The 19,843-nt window shown below is 72.0% G+C and carries 18 protein-coding genes; 12 read left to right on the top strand and 6 right to left on the bottom strand.

All coding sequences use genetic code 11. The features are described 5' to 3' along the window. Position 1: 1 nt before the first annotated feature. The 3 genes from JN22_RS02555 to JN22_RS02545 are packed head-to-tail and all read right to left on the bottom strand — an operon-like array spanning position 2 to position 4,464. Positions 2-2,002, bottom strand: a complete 2,001-nt coding sequence (locus tag JN22_RS02555; protein ID WP_085552390.1) for a hypothetical protein — start codon at positions 2,000-2,002, stop codon at positions 2-4. A 33-nt stretch (positions 2,003-2,035) separates the two neighbouring features. Further along, the gene (locus JN22_RS02550; RefSeq protein ID WP_143268110.1) at positions 2,036-2,902 is read right to left on the bottom strand and encodes a PP2C family protein-serine/threonine phosphatase; all 867 of its coding nucleotides are present in this window, start codon (positions 2,900-2,902) and stop codon (positions 2,036-2,038) included. Then, a complete protein-coding gene (locus JN22_RS02545) occupies positions 2,899-4,464 on the bottom strand; it encodes a serine/threonine-protein kinase (RefSeq protein ID WP_085552388.1) in 1,566 nt (521 codons plus the stop codon). Before JN22_RS02545 ends, JN22_RS02550 begins: the two co-directional genes overlap by 4 nt. 403 nt (positions 4,465-4,867) lie before the next feature. On the opposite strand from JN22_RS02545, the gene JN22_RS02540 reads away from it, so the two are divergent. From JN22_RS02540 to JN22_RS02520, 5 genes are all read left to right on the top strand, one after another. Continuing rightward, positions 4,868-5,995, top strand: a complete 1,128-nt coding sequence (locus JN22_RS02540; RefSeq protein WP_085552387.1) for an ABC transporter substrate-binding protein — start codon at positions 4,868-4,870, stop codon at positions 5,993-5,995. Between the two features lie 93 nt (positions 5,996-6,088). Further along, positions 6,089-6,970, top strand: a complete 882-nt coding sequence (locus JN22_RS02535) for a branched-chain amino acid ABC transporter permease (protein ID WP_085552386.1) — start codon at positions 6,089-6,091, stop codon at positions 6,968-6,970. Between the two features lie 5 nt (positions 6,971-6,975). Continuing rightward, entirely contained in the window at positions 6,976-7,818 is an 843-nt protein-coding gene (locus tag JN22_RS02530; RefSeq protein ID WP_085552385.1) for a branched-chain amino acid ABC transporter permease, read from the top strand. Further along, a complete protein-coding gene (locus JN22_RS02525; RefSeq protein ID WP_085552384.1) occupies positions 7,815-8,609 on the top strand; it encodes an ABC transporter ATP-binding protein in 795 nt (264 codons plus the stop codon). Before JN22_RS02530 ends, JN22_RS02525 begins: the two co-directional genes overlap by 4 nt. Beyond that, positions 8,606-9,322 (top strand): ABC transporter ATP-binding protein, encoded by a 717-nt coding sequence (locus JN22_RS02520; protein WP_085552383.1) that lies wholly within the window; start codon positions 8,606-8,608, stop codon positions 9,320-9,322. Before JN22_RS02525 ends, JN22_RS02520 begins: the two co-directional genes overlap by 4 nt. 86 nt (positions 9,323-9,408) lie before the next feature. Here JN22_RS02520 and JN22_RS02515 read toward each other — a convergent pair whose 3' ends face one another. Further along, a complete protein-coding gene (locus tag JN22_RS02515) occupies positions 9,409-9,603 on the bottom strand; it encodes a hypothetical protein (protein WP_085552382.1) in 195 nt (64 codons plus the stop codon). A gap of 254 nt (positions 9,604-9,857) precedes the next feature. Between JN22_RS02515 and JN22_RS02510 the strand changes: the two genes are divergently transcribed. Genes JN22_RS02510 through JN22_RS02490 form a run of 5 tightly spaced genes read left to right on the top strand, consistent with a single transcriptional unit; the run spans position 9,858 to position 15,684 of the window. Further along, a complete protein-coding gene (locus JN22_RS02510; RefSeq protein WP_085552381.1) occupies positions 9,858-10,175 on the top strand; it encodes a hypothetical protein in 318 nt (105 codons plus the stop codon). Then, positions 10,172-11,149, top strand: coding sequence for a GNAT family N-acetyltransferase (locus JN22_RS02505; protein WP_085552380.1), 978 nt, complete (start codon positions 10,172-10,174; stop codon positions 11,147-11,149). Before JN22_RS02510 ends, JN22_RS02505 begins: the two co-directional genes overlap by 4 nt. Then, the gene (locus JN22_RS02500) at positions 11,146-11,463 is read left to right on the top strand and encodes a hypothetical protein (protein WP_085552379.1); all 318 of its coding nucleotides are present in this window, start codon (positions 11,146-11,148) and stop codon (positions 11,461-11,463) included. The genes JN22_RS02505 and JN22_RS02500 overlap by 4 nt, the downstream gene beginning before the upstream one ends. Before the next feature lie 25 nt (positions 11,464-11,488). Beyond that, positions 11,489-13,747, top strand: coding sequence for a cysteine peptidase family C39 domain-containing protein (locus JN22_RS02495; RefSeq protein WP_085552378.1), 2,259 nt, complete (start codon positions 11,489-11,491; stop codon positions 13,745-13,747). Beyond that, positions 13,744-15,684 carry an ATP-binding cassette domain-containing protein gene (locus JN22_RS02490; RefSeq protein ID WP_085552377.1) on the top strand — a complete coding sequence of 647 codons (1,941 nt, stop codon included), beginning with the start codon at positions 13,744-13,746 and terminating at the stop codon, positions 15,682-15,684. The genes JN22_RS02495 and JN22_RS02490 overlap by 4 nt, the downstream gene beginning before the upstream one ends. Positions 15,685-15,711: 27 nt before the next feature. Here JN22_RS02490 and JN22_RS02485 read toward each other — a convergent pair whose 3' ends face one another. Continuing rightward, positions 15,712-16,719, bottom strand: coding sequence for an ABC transporter substrate-binding protein (locus JN22_RS02485; RefSeq protein WP_085552376.1), 1,008 nt, complete (start codon positions 16,717-16,719; stop codon positions 15,712-15,714). A gap of 284 nt (positions 16,720-17,003) precedes the next feature. Between JN22_RS02485 and JN22_RS02480 the strand changes: the two genes are divergently transcribed. Continuing rightward, positions 17,004-17,354, top strand: coding sequence for a CCDC90 family protein (locus JN22_RS02480; RefSeq protein ID WP_085552375.1), 351 nt, complete (start codon positions 17,004-17,006; stop codon positions 17,352-17,354). On the opposite strand, the gene JN22_RS02475 is transcribed toward JN22_RS02480, so the two are convergent. Further along, a complete protein-coding gene (locus tag JN22_RS02475) occupies positions 17,329-18,285 on the bottom strand; it encodes a LysR family transcriptional regulator (protein ID WP_085552374.1) in 957 nt (318 codons plus the stop codon). The genes JN22_RS02480 and JN22_RS02475 overlap by 26 nt on opposite strands. Before the next feature lie 143 nt (positions 18,286-18,428). Here JN22_RS02475 and JN22_RS02470 point away from each other — a divergent pair, with 143 nt between their 5' ends. After that, entirely contained in the window at positions 18,429-19,790 is a 1,362-nt protein-coding gene (locus tag JN22_RS02470; RefSeq protein ID WP_085552373.1) for an aspartate aminotransferase family protein, read from the top strand. Positions 19,791-19,843: the final 53 nt, after the last annotated feature.

Raw genomic sequence — 19,843 nt, 5'->3', positions numbered from 1 at the left:
GTCAGACCGGATCGGCCGTTCTGCCGAACTGGAGGACGTAGCAGCCGAGCAGCAGATGGTCGCCCGGCACCAGTGTCAGCGGCTCGCCGCCGCCGGGCTGGCGCTCCTCGACCGCTTCGAAGCCGCCATCGAGCCGCCACACCGGCGCCCGGCCGGCGTGCATCGCCACCATCAGACGGTCGTCGGCGATCCAGGCCCGCACATGGTCGCGCGACAGGTTGACCATCTCCATGGTGCCGTCGGGCACGTCCATCGATCCCGGCAGGTCGAGCAGCCCGAATTGCAGCTTGGGAAGCGCGCCATCGCCGGCCGCGGCGTTCTGGTTCTGGCGGCCGATCAACTGCTCGCCGGAGCCCAACAGGGGGAAATGGCGCGGCCGAGGCAGCTTCAGGAGCATGTGGTAGCGCTCGGCGACCAAGCCGGGCGCGGGCAGCAGGGGGGCTTCGCGTCCGTCCGGCAGCAGGGCCATGCGCCCATCCTCCGGCACCACCACCCACGCGCCGCCGCCCGCCGGTATGGCGAACAGGTTGGCGTCGCCGGCCCGGCCGCCGAGGATCGCCAGCTTCAGGGTTTCGGCGCCGGCCCGCCCCACCGGCCGCACGGTGATCTCGCCGGCCTCGGTCAAGGCCAGCGTCCAGGAGGTCGGCCCCCACCCGCCGCCGGGCAGCCGGGGCAGCCGGGGCAGCGCCAGCGCCACGACGCTCAGCCGGTAGGGCGAGGCGGGCGAGAAGGCCAGGTGAAGCGGGTCGGCGTCGAGGCTGGCCAGAGCCTCCCCCGTCAGCACGATCGTATGGCGCGCGTCGGCCATCGTCCGCGGCGGATGCGGCGACATGTCCGGCGCGCGCCGCCCCGCTCCGGGCTTGGGCGTCATCGCCCCGACCAGGGCGGCCCAAAGCGAGCGGCGGGGCTTTCCGATCTTCTGAGGAAGCGGTCCGGCCCGATCCCGCGGTCCGGCCGGCGGCGGAACCGCCGTCGCCGCCTTCACCGGGGCGGCCGGGACGATGCGGATCTCGACCGCGATGTTCTGCCCCGGAGTCGCGGAGGGCTGGGCCTGATGGAAACGGAACGTCCGGACGCCGCCGCTTTCCCGCACCATCGTCCCTTCCCGCTGGAAGAAGACACCGTCGCCGCGCGCGCGGTCGGGCGACAGGCCGATCTGCAAGGACGCCTCGGGCGGGAGGCCGAGGGCGGCGGGCAGCACCAGCGGGGCGCGGGTCGCGTCGGGGCTGATGAGAAGGCTGGTCTGCTTGCGGTAGAGCGCCGCCGGCCGCCGGATCGACTGGCAGGACGGCAGATCCGCGAAGGGGCGGGTGAAGGAGAACGCGAACACCTCGGGCACGGGCGCCGGGCCGCTGCCGGTGTCGACGAACAGCTCCATGTCGCAGAGCCGTTCGTCCTTTTCGTTGGGGACGAACACCGAGGCGCCGAACAGCAGGATGACCTCGTCGTTCGGCAGGGACGCCGCCGGTTCGGCGATCACGTTGGCGCCGCGCTCGGGAGCCAGGAAGCGCCGGCCGAACTCGTGGGCGATCAGCCGCTCCAGCCGGTCGGTGAGATGCGCGATCGGCACGCCCCCCATGTCGAGGAAGGTTTCGTGGATCGCCGCCGGCAGCAGGATCTTCACGTCCTGGGCGGTGAATTCCTGATAGTCGTGGCGTCGCGTCCGGCGGTTCTCCACCACGCCGAGCAAGGGATTCTGGCCGAGTCCGGCCGCCAGCCGGTCCTGCGGCTTGCCGGAATCGACGTTGACGATGCTGTCGCTGCGGCCGACCCAACTGCTGGGACTCTGGAAGAGGCTGTCCGGAAGGTCGCCCTCGAGCCAGCGGGCGATGCCGCGCAGATGGACGCGGTTGACGGAGCGGAACGGGGCGTCCTGGACGCGCGACGCCACCAGGGGCGGCTTGGCCGTCGCCGGGGGCGCGGCGGACAGGCAGGACGGAACGGCGAGCGGCTGGTCGAAGATGGGGTCGAGGCGGGAGGTGTCGATGGTCGGGTTGTCCATGGCGCGGATGCTTCCATGCAAGGGGGATCGTGATTACGTCCTTCGGGATGACGCCTCGTGCCGCAGGATGAGGACGGTCGCGTTGTCGCTGCCGGGACCGCCGGCAAGGACGGCGGCGCGGACCAGCCCGTCGGCCGCCGCCGCCGGGTCGCGCTCCATCGCGGCGGCGAGGATGGCCGCCTCCGGCACCTGTGCCCACACCCCGTCGGTGGCCAGCAGCAGGGCGTCGCCCTCCTGGAGAATGGCGTGATCGATGTCCGGCGTCGGCGGGGCCGGTCCGCCCAGGCATTGGGTCAGCTTGTTCTGGTCCGGATGAGACGCGATCGCGGCCTCGTCGATGGCCCCGCAGGCGTAGAGCCATTCGGTCATGGAGTGGTCGCGGGTGCGGCGGAGCAGCCGGCCGTCGCGGACCAGGTAGACGCGGGTGTCGCCCACATGGGCCCAGACGGCCCAGCCGGGGCCGACCCAGGCGGCGGCGACCGTGCTGCCGGAGGCCGCCTCGCGGCCGCCGTGCCCCTGGCCGTGCCGTTCCAGGATCCGATGATGGGCCATGCGGCAGAGCGCCGCGAGGTGACGGCGGGCCTGCTCCGGATCGGCCGGCGGCCGGTCGAGCAGCCGCCCGGCCGTTTCGACCACGAGGTCGGCGGCGGCCCCCCCGGCCCGCAGCCCGCCCATGCCGTCGGCGACCAGCGCGAAGGCCGGGCGGTCCGCCTGCCGCCCGGCCTCGAACACCCGGTCCTGCTGTTCGGCGCGGCCGCCCTGATGCTGCGCGATGCCGATGTCGGGAACCGGCCCGGCCGACCGCGGCCGGGCCTTGCCGAAGGGGAACCAGCGCGGACTCCGGGCCCAGGCCGGCCGCCGGCCCCACGCCGCCGGCCGCCGGCCGGGAAACAGGATCATGAGCGGCCTCCACGGCCGGCCGGGGCCGGCAGCAGGAGAGCCAGGGCCAGCACCGCCGCCTGAAGGCCCCAGGCCAACGAAGCCAGCGCCGGCAAGGGGAGGCCGCCGGGGAAGGGCGGCGCGCCGATCGCTCCCCACGCCGCCCCCCAAGTCGCCGGCAGCACGGCCGCCGACCATCCCAGCGTCCACTCGGCCGCCGCCGCCAGGGCGACGCCGCCTGGAACCACCGCCAGGACCGCCCGCACCCGGTCCATCCGCCTCCCCAGGAACGCCCACAGGCGCCACAGCAGAAGGCCGGCCAACAGGATGGCCAGCAGGTCGAGCCGCGACGGCGGCAGACCCGTCGCCGCGGCCCAGCCCCCGGCGACGGCATCCACCGGCGGACGCTGCCCGCCGCCCAGCCGCGCCAGGATCCAGCCCAGGACGGGAAGCGCCGTCAGGGCCGTCAGGGCGTCGGTGGCGGACAGGCGCCCGGCCGTCCCCATCAGCAGAGCACCGGAAAGAGACAGCGCCGCCGCCGCCGCGACCGTGCCGGGCAGGGGCGCCGTCGCCAGAACGGGAAGGGCGCCGCCGGCCACCGCCACCAGGGCCGCGGCGGTCCATGGCCGACGGCGCCGCTCCGGCCCCGGTGTCCCCAGAAGGGCCAGCCATTCCTCCGCCGTCGCCGGGCGATCGTCGATCTTCAGGGCCATGGCGCGGTCGACGGCGGTCAGGAAGCGGGTGCCGTGGCCTTGCGGACGCAGGCGCGCCAGCGGGATCAGCGGATCGGCGCGGCGGTGGTTGAGCGAGGTGAGGCGGCGGATGGCGTCCGGCGGCGACTCCCCGGCGATCATGCCGTAGACGGTCGTGCCGAGCGCGAACAGGTCGGCCGCCGCCTGGATCTTGGGCGGGCTGTCGAGCAGTTCCGGGGCGGCGTAGCCCAGCGTCACCGTCAGGGCGATGGTGGTCTGTCCGCCCGGATGGAGACGCCGGTCGGTGCGGGCGGAACCGAAGTCGATCAGCACCGGCCGGCCGTCGGGACGGACCATGATGTTTTCCGGCTTGATGTCGCAGTGGCAGATGCCGGCCTCGTGCAGGGCGGCGAGCGCGTCCAGAAGCTCCCGCGTCAGCCGCTCGACGGTGGCCGGAGCGGGCCGGCCACGGGCCAGGACGGCCGCCAGCGGTTCGCCCGGCACCATCTCCATCACCAGATAGGCCGTGCCGTTCTCGCTCAGCACGTCATGCACCCGCAGGATGCCCGGATGGTCGAGGCGGGCCAGCGTCTGGCCCTCGCGCCAGAAGCGTTTCAGACCGTCGCCGAAGGAGGCGCGGGAATCCTCCCGGTCCTGCGGACAGACGGTCACGGCACCGGCGCGGACCGCGCTGGCCACCGGGAAATACTCCTTGATGGCGATCCGGCGGCCGAGACGTTCGTCCTCCGCCTCGTAGGTGATGCCGAAGCTGCCCCGGCCGAGCACGCGGATCAGGGGATAGCGCTGCAAAAGCCGATGACCGGGGGGCAGGGCGTTGTCCGGCGGAGGCGGGCCGGCCGCCGGAGGATCGACGACGATGGTGCTGGGCACGGGTTCGGCTCCCTTCCAGAGAGGGGTGGGGGCGACCGGCGGCCGGACGGTGCGGGTGTGGAGGACCCGCTGAGGGTCGGTTTCGGCCGGTCATGTCGGATCGCGTCGTGACGGAACCGGGGAGCCGTTTCCGGCGCCCCGCTCTTCCGGCTTTCGGGATGACCGCTTCACCCTGTCGCGCGGAAAGCGCCGACCGCCGGCGAAACCCCGCACCCTTCTTCGCACACAGACGGTTCATGCCCTTCGGCCGCCGGCCGCGGCGCGGCCACGACCGGCGACCCGGCCCCCGCGCCGTTCGCATGGCATGGCCGACGGGCACGGCAAACGCTTGCAATTTTTGTCTTATCGATCACAACTACGTCAGCCCAAGCCCGTAAAGGCGCATTCTGTGGGAGGATATTGTATGTTTCGGTCGTTCCTGGTTTCCGGCGCGCTCGCCGTCGCGGCGGTCGCGGTCACCCCGGCTTACGCGCAGCAGACGGTCACCGTCGGCGCCATCGAGATCCTGTCGGGACCGAGCGCCGCGTACGGCACCGCCATCAAGGCCGGGCTGGAACTGGCGCTGGACGAGATCAACGCGGCCGGCGGCGTCCTCGGCGGCAAGAAGGTCGCCTTGATCGTCGAGGATTCGGCCGGCAACAAGGACCAGGCGGTCAACGCCGCCCGCAAGCTGATCGGCCGCGACAAGGTGCCGGTGATCATCGGCCCGACGCTGTCGAACGAGATGTTCGCCGTCGGTCCGGTCACCAACGAGCGCAAGGTCGTCACCGTCGGCACCTCGACCACCGCGGTGGGCATCACCGCGATGGGCCCCTACATCTTCCGGACCTCGCTGCCGGAATCCGACGTGGTGCCGGTCACGCTGAAGACCGCCAAGGAGAAGTTCGGCGTCAAGACCATCGCGATGATGTACGCGAACGACGACGCCTTCAGCAAATCCGGCTTCGATTCGATGAAGGCGGCGGCCGAGAAGCTCGGCCTGACCATCGCCACCATCGAGGCGTTCGGCAGCAAGGATTCCGACTTCTCGGCCCAGCTCACCAAGATCAAGGCCCTGAACGTCGACGCCATCACCGTCTCGGCGCTGGTCGAGCCGATCTCCGGCGTCGTCCTCCAGGCCCGCCAGCTCGGCATCCCGGCCAGCGTGCGCTTCATCGGCGGCAACGGCGCCAACTCCCCCAAGCTGGGCGAGATCGCCGGCGAGGCGGCCGAGGGCCTGATGGTCGGCAGCCCGTGGTTCGTCGACAAGAAGGACGCGCTGAACGACAAGTTCGTCGCCGACTTCCGCAAGAAGTACTCGAAGGATCCCGACCAGTTCGCCGCCCAGGCCTATGACACGATGCACATCGTCGCCCAGGCCATCGACAAGGCGGGTGCCGCGGAAAGCGACAAGATCCGCGAGACGCTGCTGAAAACCAACTACAACGGCGCGATGGGCCCCTTCACCTTCACCGAGGGCCGCGACCCGGCCTCGACCGAGGGCGTCGTGGTGCTCGGCATGAAGGGCGGCAAGTTCCAGATCATCCAGTAATCACACGAGCCTATTCCCGCGCCGGCCGTTCCCGGGGACATCCCCCGGGCGGCCGGCGCGGTCCTTCATCAAATCAGGCGGTGCAGCCGGTCAATGCTTTCCCAACAGCTGGTCAATGGTCTCGTCCTTGGATCAACCTACGCGCTGTTCGCGCTGGGCTTCACCCTGATCTTCGGCGTGCTCCGGGTCATCAACCTGACCTATGGCTTCTACTTCTCGGTCGGCGCCTTCGTGGCGCTGTGGCTTGCCCGGTCGCTCGGTGCCTCGATCTGGATCGCGCTTCCGCTGGGGTCGCTCGCGGCCGGTCTGGTGGCGGTCGTCATCGACGGGATCCTGCTGACCCGCCTGCGGCGGACCAAGGCCGGCGAGCTGCCGTCGCTGATGGTGACGCTGGGCGCCGTGCTGGCGCTCTACGCGCTGATGGCGGCGCTGATCGGCACCGAGATCCAGCGCTTCCCCTTCGGTTTCGTCGGCTCGACGGCCCTGGAGTTCGCCGACATCCGCGTCTCGCTGGTGCAGATGCTGATCGTCGGCACCGCCTTCGTGATGGTCGCGGTGCTGTTCCTGCTGCTCCAGTACACGCGGCTCGGCCTGATGATCCGCGCGCTGGCGGAGAACGAGGACGCCGCTCGGCTGATGGGCATCAACGTCGACGCCACCGTGGTCGCCGTGTCCTTCCTGTCCGGCCTGCTGGGCGGGGCGGCCGGCGTGCTGATCGGTCTGAACTTCAACGCCATCCAGCCCTTCATGGGCGAGGCGATGATGCTGCGCGGCTTCGCGGTCATCATCATCGGCGGCCTGGGCGACATCCGCGGCGCGCTCGTCGCCGGCATCCTGCTTGGCGTGCTGGAGGTTCTGACCGCCGGCTATCTTTCCTCGAACGCCAAGGAAGCGGTTGGTTTCGCCATCCTGGTGCTGACCCTGTGGTTCCGTCCGGTCGGTCTGTTCGGACGCGCCCAGGTGAAAAGGGCATAACGACCATGGCCGAATGGCTGGATGATTTTCTCTTCACCTACGAAAACCTGATCCACGCGCTGGGCATCCACGGGCTGCTGGCCCTGTCGATGTACTGCGTGATGGCGCTGGGGCAGCTCTCCCTGGGCCAGGCGGCCTTCATGGGGCTCGGCGCCTACACCGGCGCGCTGCTGACGCTGAAGCTGGGTCTGCCCTTCTGGCTGGTCCTGCCGATCTCCGCGCTGGTGCCGGCGCTGGTGGCGCTGGTCATCGGCGGGCCGACGCTGCGCCTGAACGGCGTCTATCTGGCGATCTCGACCATCGCGCTGGGCGAGGTGCTGCGCGTCCTCTACATCAACGCGGAGAGCCTGACGGGCGGCGCGCTCGGCCTGTCGGGCATCCCGCAGAAGGCCAGCCTCTGGCTGGTCTACGGGCTTCTGGCGGTCTGCGTCGCCGGCTTCTGGGCGGTCGGCCGCTCCAGGATCGGCCGCGCCATGGAGGCGATGCGCGAGGACGAGATGGCCGCCGGCGTCATGGGCGTCAACCTGCCGCTCTACAAGCTGGGGGCGCTGATCGCCTCGGCCATGCTGGCCGGGCTGGCGGGCTCGCTGGCGGCGCATTCCAACAGCTTCATCGGTCCCAACGAATATGGATTTGAGGCGGCGGTGACCATTCTCAGCTTCGCGCTGCTCGGCGGCATCGGCACGCCCATCGCCCCGGTGGTCGGCGCCTTCGTCCTGACGGCGCTGCCCGAGGTTCTGCGCCCCCTGGCGGATTTCCGTCTGGTCTTCAACGGGCTGATCATCGTGCTGGCGGTGCTGTTCCTGCCGCGCGGCATCGTCCCCTTCCGCCTGCGGCGGGCGCCATGAGCGCGCTGCTCTCCGCCCGCGGCCTGACGATGCAGTTCCGCGGGCTGCTGGCCGTCAACGCCGTCGACGTGGATGTCGCGGCCGGGTCGGTCCACGGCATCATCGGCCCCAACGGGGCCGGCAAGACGACCTTCTTCAACCTGATCTCCGGGCTGCTGCGTCCGACATCGGGCTCCCTGACGCTGGACGAGCAGGACGTCACGGCGCTGCCGCCCTACGCCCGCACCCGCATGGGTCTGGCGCGGACCTTCCAGAACATCCGCATGTTCTCCGACATGTCGGTTCTGGAGAACGTCATGACCGGGATGCACACCCGGCTGAAGGCCCCCGGCTGGTCGGCGCTGCTGCGGCTGCCCGGCTTCCGCGCCGAGGAGCGCGAGGCCAGGGCGCAGGCCATGGAGCTGCTGGAATTCGTCGGGCTGGCCGACAAGGCGGACGGCCGCTCCGGCAGCCTCGCCTACGGCGAGCAGCGCCGGCTGGAGATCGCCCGCGCGCTGGCCAGCCGGCCGCGCCTGCTGCTGCTCGACGAGCCGGCCGCCGGCATGAACCCGGCGGAGACGCGCGAGCTGGCGATCCTCCTCAAGCAGCTCGGCCAGCGCGACGTCACGCTGCTTCTGGTCGAGCACGACATGGGGTTCGTCATGGACCTGTGCGACCGCATCACGGTGTTGAACTTCGGCCGCAAGATCGCCGAGGGCGGCCCGCGGGACATCCGAAACGACTCCTCCGTGATCGAGGCCTATCTCGGCTCGAAGGTCGCGGAACGACTGGCAAAGGCCCACGGCGCATGACCAACCTCCTGGATGTCTCCGGCCTGCGCCTGGACTACGGCCGCACGATGGCGGTCAAGGGGATCGACCTCGCGGTTCCCCAGGGATCGGTGGTGTGCCTGATCGGCGCCAACGGCGCCGGCAAGACCACCACCATGCGCGGCCTGTCGGGTCTTCTCAAGGCGGCCGGGGGGAGCGTCCGCTTCGAGGGGACGGACATCACCAACGCGCCGGCCCACCGCATCGCGCGGCTCGGCATCCGGCAGGTTCCCGAGGGGCGGCAGGTCTTCGCCGAGATGACCGTGGATGAGAATCTGCGGCTCGGCGGTCTCCAGGCACCGGACGCCGGGGAGTTCCAGAAGCGGCGCGGCCGGGTGCTGGAACGCTTTCCCCGCCTTCAGGAGCGCCTCGCCCAGCAGGCGGGCCTGCTGTCGGGCGGCGAGCAGCAGATGCTGGCGCTCGGCCGCGCGCTGATGGGGGCCCCACGCCTCCTGCTGCTCGACGAGCCGAGCATGGGGCTGGCGCCGCTGTTCGTCGAGGAGATCTTCCGGATCATCGCCGACCTGAAGCGGGAGGGAACGACGATCCTGCTGGTGGAGCAGAACGCCCAGGCGGCCCTGGAGATCGCCGACTACGCCTATGTGCTGGAAAGCGGCCGCATCACGCTGCACGGGCCGGGTGCCCGGATCGCCGACGACCCGAAGGTGGTCGCCGCCTATCTCGGCGGCCATTGACCGCCCGCCTCGACAGGGGGGGTGTCCGACAGGGGCCTGTCCGGGTGATGCCGGCCTCGTCCTGGCGGCCCCCTCCCTCGGAGCCGTCAGGCGAGCAGCCCCACCGAGACGCCCAGGCACAACACGGCCAGCCCCAGCAGCCACCGGCGCCCGCGCGGGCTGGCGAGGGTCGGCGGCCGGTCGAGATCCTCCGTCACCGACAGCCGGTCGAGCGCCGCCTTGCGGAACAGCCGCCCGGCCGCGGGCGGAGCGGGGAAGGAGGGACGTTGGGCGGGCGTCATCGGTTGCTCCTTAAAATAGCAGGAGAGACAATAACCGACGCGGCGTACCAGAAAAAAACGATGTTGCAGCGCGGTTTGATTTCATATTCTTAACAAAATGCGGCTTTTTTGAAAGCTGATTTCTCGATTGCAACATTAAATATGCGAGCACCGCAACCTTGACGCTTGCGGGCGTCTTCGATGTCCGCATAATACGGCTCGAAGCAGGACGGTCCGTCGGGAGTGGACGGACCGGGGCCGATGCCGGAGCGAGCATGCGCGAAATCAATTTCGAATCCCTGTACGGCGCGAACACGGTGCAGGCGGCGCTCTTCAAGCTGGAAACCGACCGGACGTTCCGGGAGGAGGCGGAGGCCGACCTGAACGCCGCCGTCCTGCGCCATTTCGGCGTGACCCTGCCCCTGAGGATGCGGCTGGTCGAGGACGAGATCGGTTTCCGCGCCGAAATCGCCGAGGCCGTGGCGGAGGACGAGCTGTCCGACAGCGAACTCGATCTCGTGGCGGGCGGCGCCGGGTCGGTGACCGCTTCCGGTCCGGTGGCGAAGGGCGGAGGCCCGCGATTCACAGCGTGACCGTCGCCGACGCCGACCGCCTCCCCCTGTCCCTCTCCCCCCTGTCCGGCAAGGCCGGCGCCTTCGCGCCCCTGACCTTTCCCCGGCTCGGCTGGGTGCTGGACGCGCTTCCCGCCCCCTGGGTCGCCGTTGGCGCGCGGGTCGGCGGGTTGCCGGCCGGCTTGGCGCTTGGAATGGTGCAGGAGGGCACCGGGCATCTGTTGTCGCTCACCGTCGCGGCGCCGTTGCGCCGGCGCGGCATCGGCCGCCGGCTGGCGGCGGCCTGGGAAGCGGCGGCGCAGGCGGCCGGCGCCGGCCGCCTGCGCGCCGGCTATTCCGAACGCCTGAAGGAACGCGCCGCCCTGGCCGCGACGCTCGGTCACGCGGGATGGAGCGCTCCCCGCCTGTCCCAGGTCTGGGCCATCGGCGAGACCGCCCCGATGGTCGAAGCGGTCGGCGCCTGGCCGGCGGTGGCGGCGCGGCTGCGCGACCCCGATGGCTTCGCCTTCGAACCCTGGAGCGGCGTCGGTGCCGCCGACGCCGGCGCTCTGGCCGCCCTGACCGCCGAACCGGACGTCCTGCCCCACATGCACCCGGACTTGCGGGCCGAACACATCGAGCCGGCCTGCTCGGTCGCCGTGCGCCGCCATGGCGCGCTGGTCGGCTGGGTGATCGGCGAACGGGCGGCCAGCGTGCCGCTGGACAGCCACCGCGATCGCCCGGCGATCCTCTACCGCAGCGCCTATCTGGCGCGCCCGCTGTGGCACACCGGCATGCTGGTCGGCGCCTACTGGCACGCCTACGCCCGGCAGACGGCGGCCTTCGGGCCGCGCTCCGTCGCCATGTTCGCCACGGTCTTCCCGCGCATGATGGCGCTGGTGCGCCGGCGCTTCGCCCCGATCTCGCTGCGGGTCGACGAGACCTTCGAGATGACCCGCGACCCCGCGGCCCCGCCGGAGAATCCGCCCCCCCCAACCCTGGAGAGCATCCCATGAGCGACATCGACCTGAAGACCATGTTCGGCCTCGACGCCATCGCCGCCTTCACCGAGCGCCTCAAGACCGACCCGGCCTTCCGCGCCGAGGCGGAGGCCGACCTGAACGCCACCGCCAAGACCCATTACGGCATCGACCTGCCGGTCCCCCTGCGCCTGGTCGAGGAGGCGGACGGCGGCTTCGGCGTCGCCCTGGCCGACGCCGAGCCGAGCGAGCTGTCCGACGAGGAGTTGGATCTGGTGGCCGGCGGCATTCCCACGATGCCGGGCATCGACAAGTCGTCGAAGGGCACGCGCGTCGTTCTCGGCGGCTGAGCGGACCGGCGCGGCGTGGCCTCCGATGATCCGTCCATGGAACGCGCCGCGCCGCCCCCGTCCCGCCGCCACCCCGGATCTGCGCCAGGGGGAGACCGCCGAATGCGGTCTGGCGGCGCTCGCCATCCTGCTGGCGCATCACGGGCGGCCGGTCCCGCTTGAAACCCTGAGGGTGGCGGCCGGTTCGACCCGGCTCGGCTCGACCGCACGCACGCTGCTCCAGCTCGCGCGCCATCACGGCATGGAGGCGCGCGCCTTCCGCAAGGAGCCGGAGGCGCTGGCCACCCTCGGCTTTCCACTGATCGTCCACAGCCGCTTCATCCATTTCCTGGTGGTCGAGGGCATGACCGCCCGCGAGGTGCGGGTCAACGATCCCGGCTGCGGCCCCCGCCGCGTCCCCTGGGAGGAATTCGCCGACGACTTCACCGGCATCGCCATCACCGTCCGCCCGGCGGCGCCATCGGCGGCGCCCGCGCGCCGCCCGTTCCGGCCGGGGGACTGGCCGACGGCCCTGTCCCGTCGTCTCTTTCCGCAACGGGGCGGCGTCCTCGCCATCCTGGCGGCGTCCCTGCTGTCGGGCGTGGCGACGACCGCCGCCTGCCTCGCGGCGGGGGGGCTGGCCAACGGCCATCCGGCGGCGGCGGCGATCCTGTCCGGGGCCGCCGCCGTGGCGGTCGCCGCCGGATGGGCGCGAGACCGCTGGATGGCGCGTCTCGGCAACCGGTTGGCCGATGGGACGGCGGCGGCCGTGCTCGCCCGTCTGCTGCGCCTGCCGGCCCCCTGGTTCGCCCGCCGCTCCGCCGGGCAGATCGCCGCCGCCGCCGTCGGCGGGGCGGCCATCCAGACCCACGCGGGCGCCGCGCTGGCGCTGGTCGAGGCTCCGCTGCTGCTGGCGCCGGCCGCCGCCGCCCTGGCGGTCGATCCCGTCGCGGGCGCCGGCCCGGTGGCGAGCGCCGCGCTCGGCCTCGCGGCGCTCGGGGTGGTCCACGCGCGGCGCGGCGGGCTGGTGGCGCGGGCGGGAAGGGGGAACCTGACGCCGGTCCTGCCCGACGCCGACACGATCCACGCCCTTGACGCCCACAAGACCGGCGGCCGCGACGCCGAGCTGTTCGGCCAGTTCGCCGGCCGCCACGCCTTGCAACTCGCCACGGCGCAGGAGGCGGCGGCGGCCCACGCGGCGCTGGCGGCGCTCCACGTCGGGCTGGCGGCGGCGGGGCTGGCGCTCGCCGTCGGGATGGGCGCGCTGGGGGTGGCGGAGGGGCGGTTGACGCCGGGCCATGCGGTGGCGCTGGCCGCGCTGGCGGTGGCGCTGCACGGGCCGCTCGCCCGGCTGGACCGTCGGCTTCCCGGCCGGGAGGCGCTGAAGGCGGCGCTGCACCGCTTGGCCGACGTCGAGGCCACGGCACCGCAGGAGGACGGCCCGGCTCCTGCTCCCACTCTCCTCCCCGGGGAGGGGATTGGAGTGAGGGAAAGGCACGGCGGTTCGCATCCGGGCGGGGCCGGGAGCGTTTCGTCCCATCCTGAAACGGTCCGCGATGCATCCCCCTCACCCCAACCCTCTCCCCGAGGGGGAGAGGGAGACGGCACATGGAGGAGCGGGATTGCCCGGCCGGCCGGGCGTCTGGTGCTGGAGAACGCCGGCTTCCGGCCGTCGCCGCTGCTGCCGCCGATCCTGGCCGGGATCGACCTGACCGTCGAACCGGGCCGGCGGATCGGCATCGCCGGTCCGTCCGGTTCGGGAAAGTCGGTGCTGGCGAAGCTGGCCTGCGGCCTGCTGGCCCCCGAACCAGGCCGCGTCCTGCTCGACGGCCATCCGGTCGACGCGATGGCCCGGCGCTTCCCCGGCGCGGTGGCCCTGGTCGACCGCTCCAGCCCGGTGGAACCGGGAACGATCGCCGACAACCTGCGCTTCGGCGACCGGACCCTGAGCGACGCGGCCCTGCAAGGCGCGCTCGACCTCGTCGCCCTGACGGCGGATCTGGAGCCGCGCGGCGGCCTGTCGCTGATGCTCGCGCGGGGCGGGGCGGAACTGAGCGGCGGCCAGCGCCGCCGTCTGGCGCTGGCCCGCGCGCTGCTGCGCCGGCCGGCCCTGCTGGTGCTGGACGAGGCGCTGGACGCGCTGGAACCCGACCTCGACCGCGCGATCCGCGACCGGCTGCGCGCTCGAGGCTGCACGACGCTGATCGTCAGCCGCCGCCCGGAGAGTCTGCTCGGCTGCGACCGGGTGATCGAACTGGGCGCCGCCTCCCCTTGCGCCCCGGCGGCGGGAGCGGCGGAGCGATGAGCGGCCCCCTGGACGTCCCCTTGCTCACCCGGCTTCTGCGGGTCGCCGAAGCCGCCCCGTCCGGCGACGACGCCCTGCGCGACCGCGCGCGGGCCGAGGGGCTGCGCCTGCGCCGGGTCCGGCTGCGCCAGCGCGCGTGGTGGCGGCGCGACAACGGTCCGCTTCTGGTCACCCTTCGGGATGGCAACGGTCGCGCGCTGGTGCTCTGGCCGGATGGCAAGGGCGGCGCCGATGCCTGGGATCCGGCGGGCGGGCGCAGCGTGCCGCTCGACGGGGCGCTGGCCGCCCGTCTGGCGGAGGACGCCCACGCGCCGTTCCGCCGCTTCGGCGCCGGGCCGCTCTCCCCCGCCGCGTGGAACCGCTTCGCACGGGCGGGCGCCGGACGGGAGCGGGCGGCGGATTGGGCGGCCGGCTTCGGCCTCGGCCTGACAGCCGCGCTGCCGGGCGCCGCGCTGCTGACGCTCGGCCCGATGGTCGCGGCGGGCGACCGTTCCGGCATCCTGACGATTCTGGCCGCGCTGCTGGCCGCCGCGCTGGCAGGGGCGCTCTTCGATCATTCCCGGCGGATCGCGGCCGCGCGCGCGGCGGCGATGACCGACCTGGGGCTGCATGGCGGGCTCTGGGACCGGCTGTTCGACCTGCCGCTCCGCCTCCTGCGCGACACCCCGCCGCTGACGCTGGCCGAACGGCTGCACGACGGCGTCGCCGCGATGCAACAGGCCGAGGCCGCGCGGGCGTCGGTCCGCCGCGCCGTGCCGCAGTTGGTCCCGGCCCTTGCGGTCATGGGATGGGCGGCGCCGCTGCCGGCCCTGGCCGTAAGCCTGCTGCTGCTTGCCGGCGCCGCGACGCAGGCGGCGCTGCTGCGCCGCGCCGACGCCGCGCGGCGCGGCGGCGAGACGGCGACGCCGGAGCTGCGGCGGCGGATCGACCGGGCGGTGCAGGCGCTGCCGCAATTGCGTCTGCTCGGCGCCGCCCCCTGGGCGGCGGAGGAGGCGCGGGACGGGCTCGCCACGGCCGCCGTGATCAGGCGCCGGGCGGCCGATCGCCTTGCCGACGCCGACGCGGTCGGCCACGCGCTGAGCCTCGGCGCGCCGTTGCTGGGCGCCGGGCTGACCCTGGGGCAGGGCGGCGGCGTCGCCACCGCCGGGGCGCTGGCGCTGGCTGCGCTGCCCGCCTGCCGCGCCGCCCGCCGGCTCGCCGACGCCTTCGGCCGCCTGCCCCTGGCGGTCCGCCTGGAACCGCTGCGCCCGCTGCTGGAGGCTGCGCCCGAGGTGCCGCCCGGCGCGCCCGAACCGGGAAGGTTTGAAACCCTGGCCCTGCGCGACGTCACCTTCACCCATCCGGGCGCTCCGTCGCCGTGCCTGCGTGGGGTCGGGCTGACGCTGGCGCGCGGTGACATCCTGGCGGTCGCCGGGCCGTCCGGCAGCGGCAAGAGCACGCTGCTGGCGCTGGCGCTCGGGCTTGTCCGGCCGGAGTCCGGGGAGGTGCTGGTCAACGGCCGCGATCTGGCGGGGCTGGACGCCGCCGCCTACCGGGCGCGCATCGGCGCCGTGATGCAGGACGAGGAGATCGGGGTCGCGACCATCCGCTCGGTCATCCTCGGCATGGCGCCGCTGCCGGCGGAGCGGGCCTGGGAAGCGGCGCGGCTGGCCCGCCTGGACGCGGACATTGCGGCGATGCCGATGGGCATCCAGACCCTGGTCGCCGAGGGCAGCTTTCCCGCCGGTCTGGTCCAGCGCCTGCTGATCGCCCGCGCGCTCGCCCGCAACCCCGACCTGCTGGTGCTGGACGAGGCGACGGCGGCGCTGGACGAGGATGTCCAGGCCGCCTTGTTCGCCGACCTGCGGCGGCTCGGCGTCGCCGTGCTGGTGGCCAGCCACCGCCCGAGCACGCTGGCGCTGGCCGACCACGTTCTGCACCTGTCCCCGCCGCGCTGACCAGGGCCGTCCTAACGGAGGCGTCCCCTACATCTTCGCCGCCGCGTCGAACACCGCGTGGGTGTAGGCGCCCTCCGGCTTCCTCGAGATGACCGGCGCGGAGGCGCCCGACAGCAGGATGCCCACCGTGCGGTCGAAATCGGCCGGGTCGAGATAGCCGGTGCCCTTGGCGCCGCCCTCGATCAGCTTGGCGACTTCCTGCATCATGGTGGTCTGGTGCTCCTTGGTCTGGGCGCCGGTGGTGTCGGCGGCCAGCACGATGTCGACCGCCTCGGCCTGGTTCTTCGCCGCGTAGTCCCAGCCCTTGGCCGACGCCTTCACGAATCTCGCCAGCTTCTCCACCGTCTTCGGGTCGGAAAGCTGCCTGTCGGTGGCGTAGAGCCCGTCCTCCAGCGTGGCGACGCCCTGGTCCTGGTACTTGAAGACGACCAGATCCTCGGGCTTCATCCCGGCCTCGATGAGCTGCCAGTACTCGTTGTATGTCATGGTCGAGATGCAGGCCGCCTGCTTTTGCAGCAGCGGATCGACGTTGAAACCCTGCTTCAGCACCTTGACGTCCGGCGACGAACCGGAGGTCGAATAGCCGAGCTTGCTCATCCAGGACAGGAACGGGTACTCGTTGCCCGAGAACCAGACGCCCAGCGTGTTGCCCTTGAAGTCCTTCGGGTCGGCGATCCTCGCGTCCTTGCGGCAGGTCAGCATCATGCCGGACGTCTGGAAGAACTGGGCGATGTTGACCAGCGGCACGCCCTTCTCGCGGGTCGCCAGCGCCGACGGCATCCAGTCGACGATCACGTCGGCGCCGCCGGCCGCGATGATCTGCGTCGGGTTGATGTCGGGGCCGCCGGCCTTGATCGTCACCTCAAGCCCGGCGTCCTTGTAGAATCCCTTTTCCGCCGCGACGTAATAGCCGGCGAACTGGGCCTGGGTGACCCATTTCAGTTGCAGGGTCAGCGTCTCGGCGGCCGGGGCGGCGGTCGAGAAAGCGGTCAGCGCGGTGGCGGCGAGCAGGGCGGCGGTGGCGAGACTCTTCATCGCGTGCGTGTCCTTCTCTGGAATACGTCTGGAGCGGGGCGGCCGGGCACCAACGATGGCCCCGATCACGGCCACGGTCGAGTTGAACTTTCGGCCGCGTGAAGAAACCACGCCCGCCACACGCCGACGGACTGCGGCCGGGCAACAGCCTGCGACACCACGCGGCATCCGGGCGTGGATTGAAACAAACCGTCGCCTGAAGTATTTTAAACTCAAGCTGCGGTTCGATCCCCTGGAAGGACCTGCCGTGAACGTCGCCTCCCGCGCGGAGGTGCGGAGGATCCATGAGCGCATCCGCGATCCTGAAGCTCCAGAAGGTCGGCTTCACCGCCGAACAGGTGGAGGCGCTTGCCGATTTCATGGACACCCAGGCCGCCAGCAAGGCGGATCTCGGCGAAGCGAAGGCCGAACTGAAGGCCGACATCGTGGCCGTCCGGTCGGAATTAAGGGCCGATATCGCCGACGTCCGGTCGGAAGTCGTGGCTGTCCGGTCGGAATTGAAAGCCGACATCGCCGACGTACGATCCGATCTGAGGCTGCTCGAGCAACGGATGACGGTCAAGCTCGGCGGCATGTTGCTGGCCTTCGCCGGCGTCCTGCTGGCCGCGATCAGGTACCTGCCGCTGCATCCCTGACCGGCCGGGCACCGCCCTCCGAAGGCGGCGCTCCCGCGCCCGCCTCCAGCAGGCCCATGAAGCGTTCCAGCACCAGGTTCGGCGGCACGCCCTTCTTCGTCACCGCGTGGAACTCCAGCCTGTGCCGGTGGCTGTCGGGCAGCAGGGCGCGCATCGCCCCGCGCTCCACCCACTGGCGGGCGTAATGCACCGGCAGGAAGCCGACGTAGCAGCCGGTCAGCAGCAGGAAGGCGACGCCCTCGCGGTCGGTCGCCGTCGCCGTGGTGTTCAGGGGGTGGGGCAGCGGCCCCTGGGTCGGCGCCACGGCGTCGGCGGCCTCCACCGCCGCGCGCGTCACCGAATCCGGCGGCGCGTCGAACAGCGGGTGGCCCCGGCCGCAATAGAGCCGCGATTCCTCCTCGTAGAGCGGCAGGCGGGCAAGGCCGGGCAGGGCGCGGCGCGCCGGCACCACGCCGACATGCAGCCGGCCGTCCAGCACGCCGCGCTCGATCTCGTTGGGCGGAACCATGCGGATGTTGACCCGCACCTCAGGCCCCTGGACCTTCAGCCCGCGCAGCGCGTCGGTCACCCGCATCTGCGGCAGGGTGACGAGGTTGTCGATGATGCCGATGTTCAGCTCGCCGCGCAGCCGGCCGTGCGCCGCGTTGATCTCGCTGCGGAAACTCTCCAGCCCGGCCAGCAGGCGCAGCGCCGCCTCGTAGGCCAGCCGCCCCTCCTCGGTCAGCCGGAAGCCGGCGCGGCCCCGGCGGCACAGGCTCAAGCCCAGCCGGCGCTCCAGGTCGGCCATGTGCAGGCTGATGGCGGCGCGGCCGATGTTCAGCTCGACCTCCGCCGCCGAGAAGCCGCCGCACTCCACCACCGTCCGGAACACCCGCAGCAGCCGGATGTCCACGTCGGTGACGGCCGGCATGGGGTGGGGGGGCTTGCTCATGGCGGTGCTCGAATGTTTGGGAAAGGCTTGAGTGAAGTTTGAACGGTTGGGATTTAACCACATCCATCGACCCGGCACACTGTCCGCCTCGCGCACCCTCATCGACCCCCCTTCATCAACCCACAGGCGCAGGAGAGCGGCGGATGGCCCCCTTGGACGACGACCACAGCTTCGGATCCGACCGGGCCGGCGGCCTGACCCGCGCGGAGATGGACGCGCATTGGATGCCCTTCACCGGCAACCGCGAGTTCAAGTCCAACCCGCGCGTCATCGTGAAGGCCGAGGGCTGCTGGTACGAGGACGCGCGCGGCCGCAAAATCTACGACAGCCTGTCGGGCCTGTGGTGCTGCGGCGCCGGCCACGGCCGCCGCGAGATTTCGGAAGCCGTCGCCCGCCAGATCGCCGAGCTGGACTACAGCCCGGCCTTCCAGCACGGCCACCCCGCCGCCTTCAAGCTGGCGCACAAGCTGGCCTCGATGACGCCGGCCGGGCTCGACCATGTGTTCTTCGTCAATTCCGGGTCGGAGGCGACCGACACCGCGCTGAAGATGGCGCGCGCCTATTGGCGGCTGAAGGGCCAGCCGGCCAAGACCAAGCTGATCGGCCGTTCCAAGGGCTATCACGGGGTCAATTTCGGCGGCATCAGCCTGGGCGGCATCGGCGGCAACCGCAAGCTGTTCGGCACCGGCGTCGATGCCGACCACCTGCCGCACACTCTGCTGCCGCAGAACCTCTTCACCAAGGGCATGCCCGACGAGGGCGCATATCTGGCCGACGCGCTGGAGGAACTCGTCGCCCTGCACGACGCCTCCAACATCGCCGCCGTGATCGTCGAGCCGCTGGCCGGGTCCGCCGGCGTGCTGCCGCCGCCCAAGGGCTATCTCCAGCGCCTGCGCGAGCTGTGCACCAAGCACGGCATCCTGCTGATCTTCGACGAGGTCATCACCGGCTTCGGCCGCATGGGCGCGGCCTTCGGCGCCGACGCCTTCGGCGTGGTGCCGGACATCATGAACGTCGCCAAGGGCCTGACCAACGGCGCCGTGCCGATGGGCGCCGTGGTCGCCAGCCATGAAATCTACCAGACCTTCATGGACAATGGCGGGCCGGACTATCTGGTGGAGTTCCCGCACGGCTACACCTACTCCGCCCACCCGGTCGCCTGCGCCGCCGGCCTCGCCGCCCTCGACCTGTTCGAGCGGGAAAAGCTGGCCGACAGGGCGGCGGCGCTCGCCCCGCATTTCGAGAGCGTGCTGCACGGGCTGAAGGGGCTGAAGCACGTCGCCGACATCCGCAACTACGGGCTGGCCGGCGCCGTCACCATCGCGGCGCTGCCGGGCGAGCCGGCGCGGCGGCCCTACGAGATCGCCATGAAATGCTGGGAGGCGGGCTTCTACGTCCGCTACGGCGGCGACACCCTCCAGTTCGGCCCGCATTTCCATGCCGAGCCGGCCGACCTCGACCGGCTGATGACCGTGGTCGCCGACGCCATCCAGGCGACCGCCTGACCCCGGCCTCCGATCCGGGGCCCGGAACACCGCCGGGCCACGCGCTGTTGGGC

Origin of the sequence: Azospirillum agricola, assembly GCF_020005195.1 — a bacterium.
Lineage (GTDB): Bacteria > Pseudomonadota > Alphaproteobacteria > Azospirillales > Azospirillaceae > Azospirillum > Azospirillum agricola.
This window is presented reverse-complemented; position numbering and strand designations above follow the sequence as displayed.

Coding starts and splice junctions, on each gene's coding strand:
- JN22_RS02520 (WP_085552383.1), top strand. CDS start 8,606: ATGACCAACCTCCTGGATGTCTCCGGCCTGCGCCTGGACTACGGCCGC.
- JN22_RS02470 (WP_085552373.1), top strand. CDS start 18,429: ATGGCCCCCTTGGACGACGACCACAGCTTCGGATCCGACCGGGCCGGC.
- JN22_RS02485 (WP_085552376.1), bottom strand. CDS start 16,719: ATGAAGAGTCTCGCCACCGCCGCCCTGCTCGCCGCCACCGCGCTGACC.
- JN22_RS02475 (WP_085552374.1), bottom strand. CDS start 18,285: ATGAGCAAGCCCCCCCACCCCATGCCGGCCGTCACCGACGTGGACATC.
- JN22_RS02540 (WP_085552387.1), top strand. CDS start 4,868: ATGTTTCGGTCGTTCCTGGTTTCCGGCGCGCTCGCCGTCGCGGCGGTC.
- JN22_RS02495 (WP_085552378.1), top strand. CDS start 11,489: ATGATCCGTCCATGGAACGCGCCGCGCCGCCCCCGTCCCGCCGCCACC.
- JN22_RS02530 (WP_085552385.1), top strand. CDS start 6,976: ATGGCCGAATGGCTGGATGATTTTCTCTTCACCTACGAAAACCTGATC.
- JN22_RS02555 (WP_085552390.1), bottom strand. CDS start 2,002: ATGGACAACCCGACCATCGACACCTCCCGCCTCGACCCCATCTTCGAC.
- JN22_RS02515 (WP_085552382.1), bottom strand. CDS start 9,603: ATGACGCCCGCCCAACGTCCCTCCTTCCCCGCTCCGCCCGCGGCCGGG.
- JN22_RS02490 (WP_085552377.1), top strand. CDS start 13,744: ATGAGCGGCCCCCTGGACGTCCCCTTGCTCACCCGGCTTCTGCGGGTC.
- JN22_RS02510 (WP_085552381.1), top strand. CDS start 9,858: ATGCGCGAAATCAATTTCGAATCCCTGTACGGCGCGAACACGGTGCAG.
- JN22_RS02500 (WP_085552379.1), top strand. CDS start 11,146: ATGAGCGACATCGACCTGAAGACCATGTTCGGCCTCGACGCCATCGCC.
- JN22_RS02535 (WP_085552386.1), top strand. CDS start 6,089: ATGCTTTCCCAACAGCTGGTCAATGGTCTCGTCCTTGGATCAACCTAC.
- JN22_RS02525 (WP_085552384.1), top strand. CDS start 7,815: ATGAGCGCGCTGCTCTCCGCCCGCGGCCTGACGATGCAGTTCCGCGGG.
- JN22_RS02480 (WP_085552375.1), top strand. CDS start 17,004: ATGAGCGCATCCGCGATCCTGAAGCTCCAGAAGGTCGGCTTCACCGCC.
- JN22_RS02550 (WP_143268110.1), bottom strand. CDS start 2,902: ATGATCCTGTTTCCCGGCCGGCGGCCGGCGGCGTGGGGCCGGCGGCCG.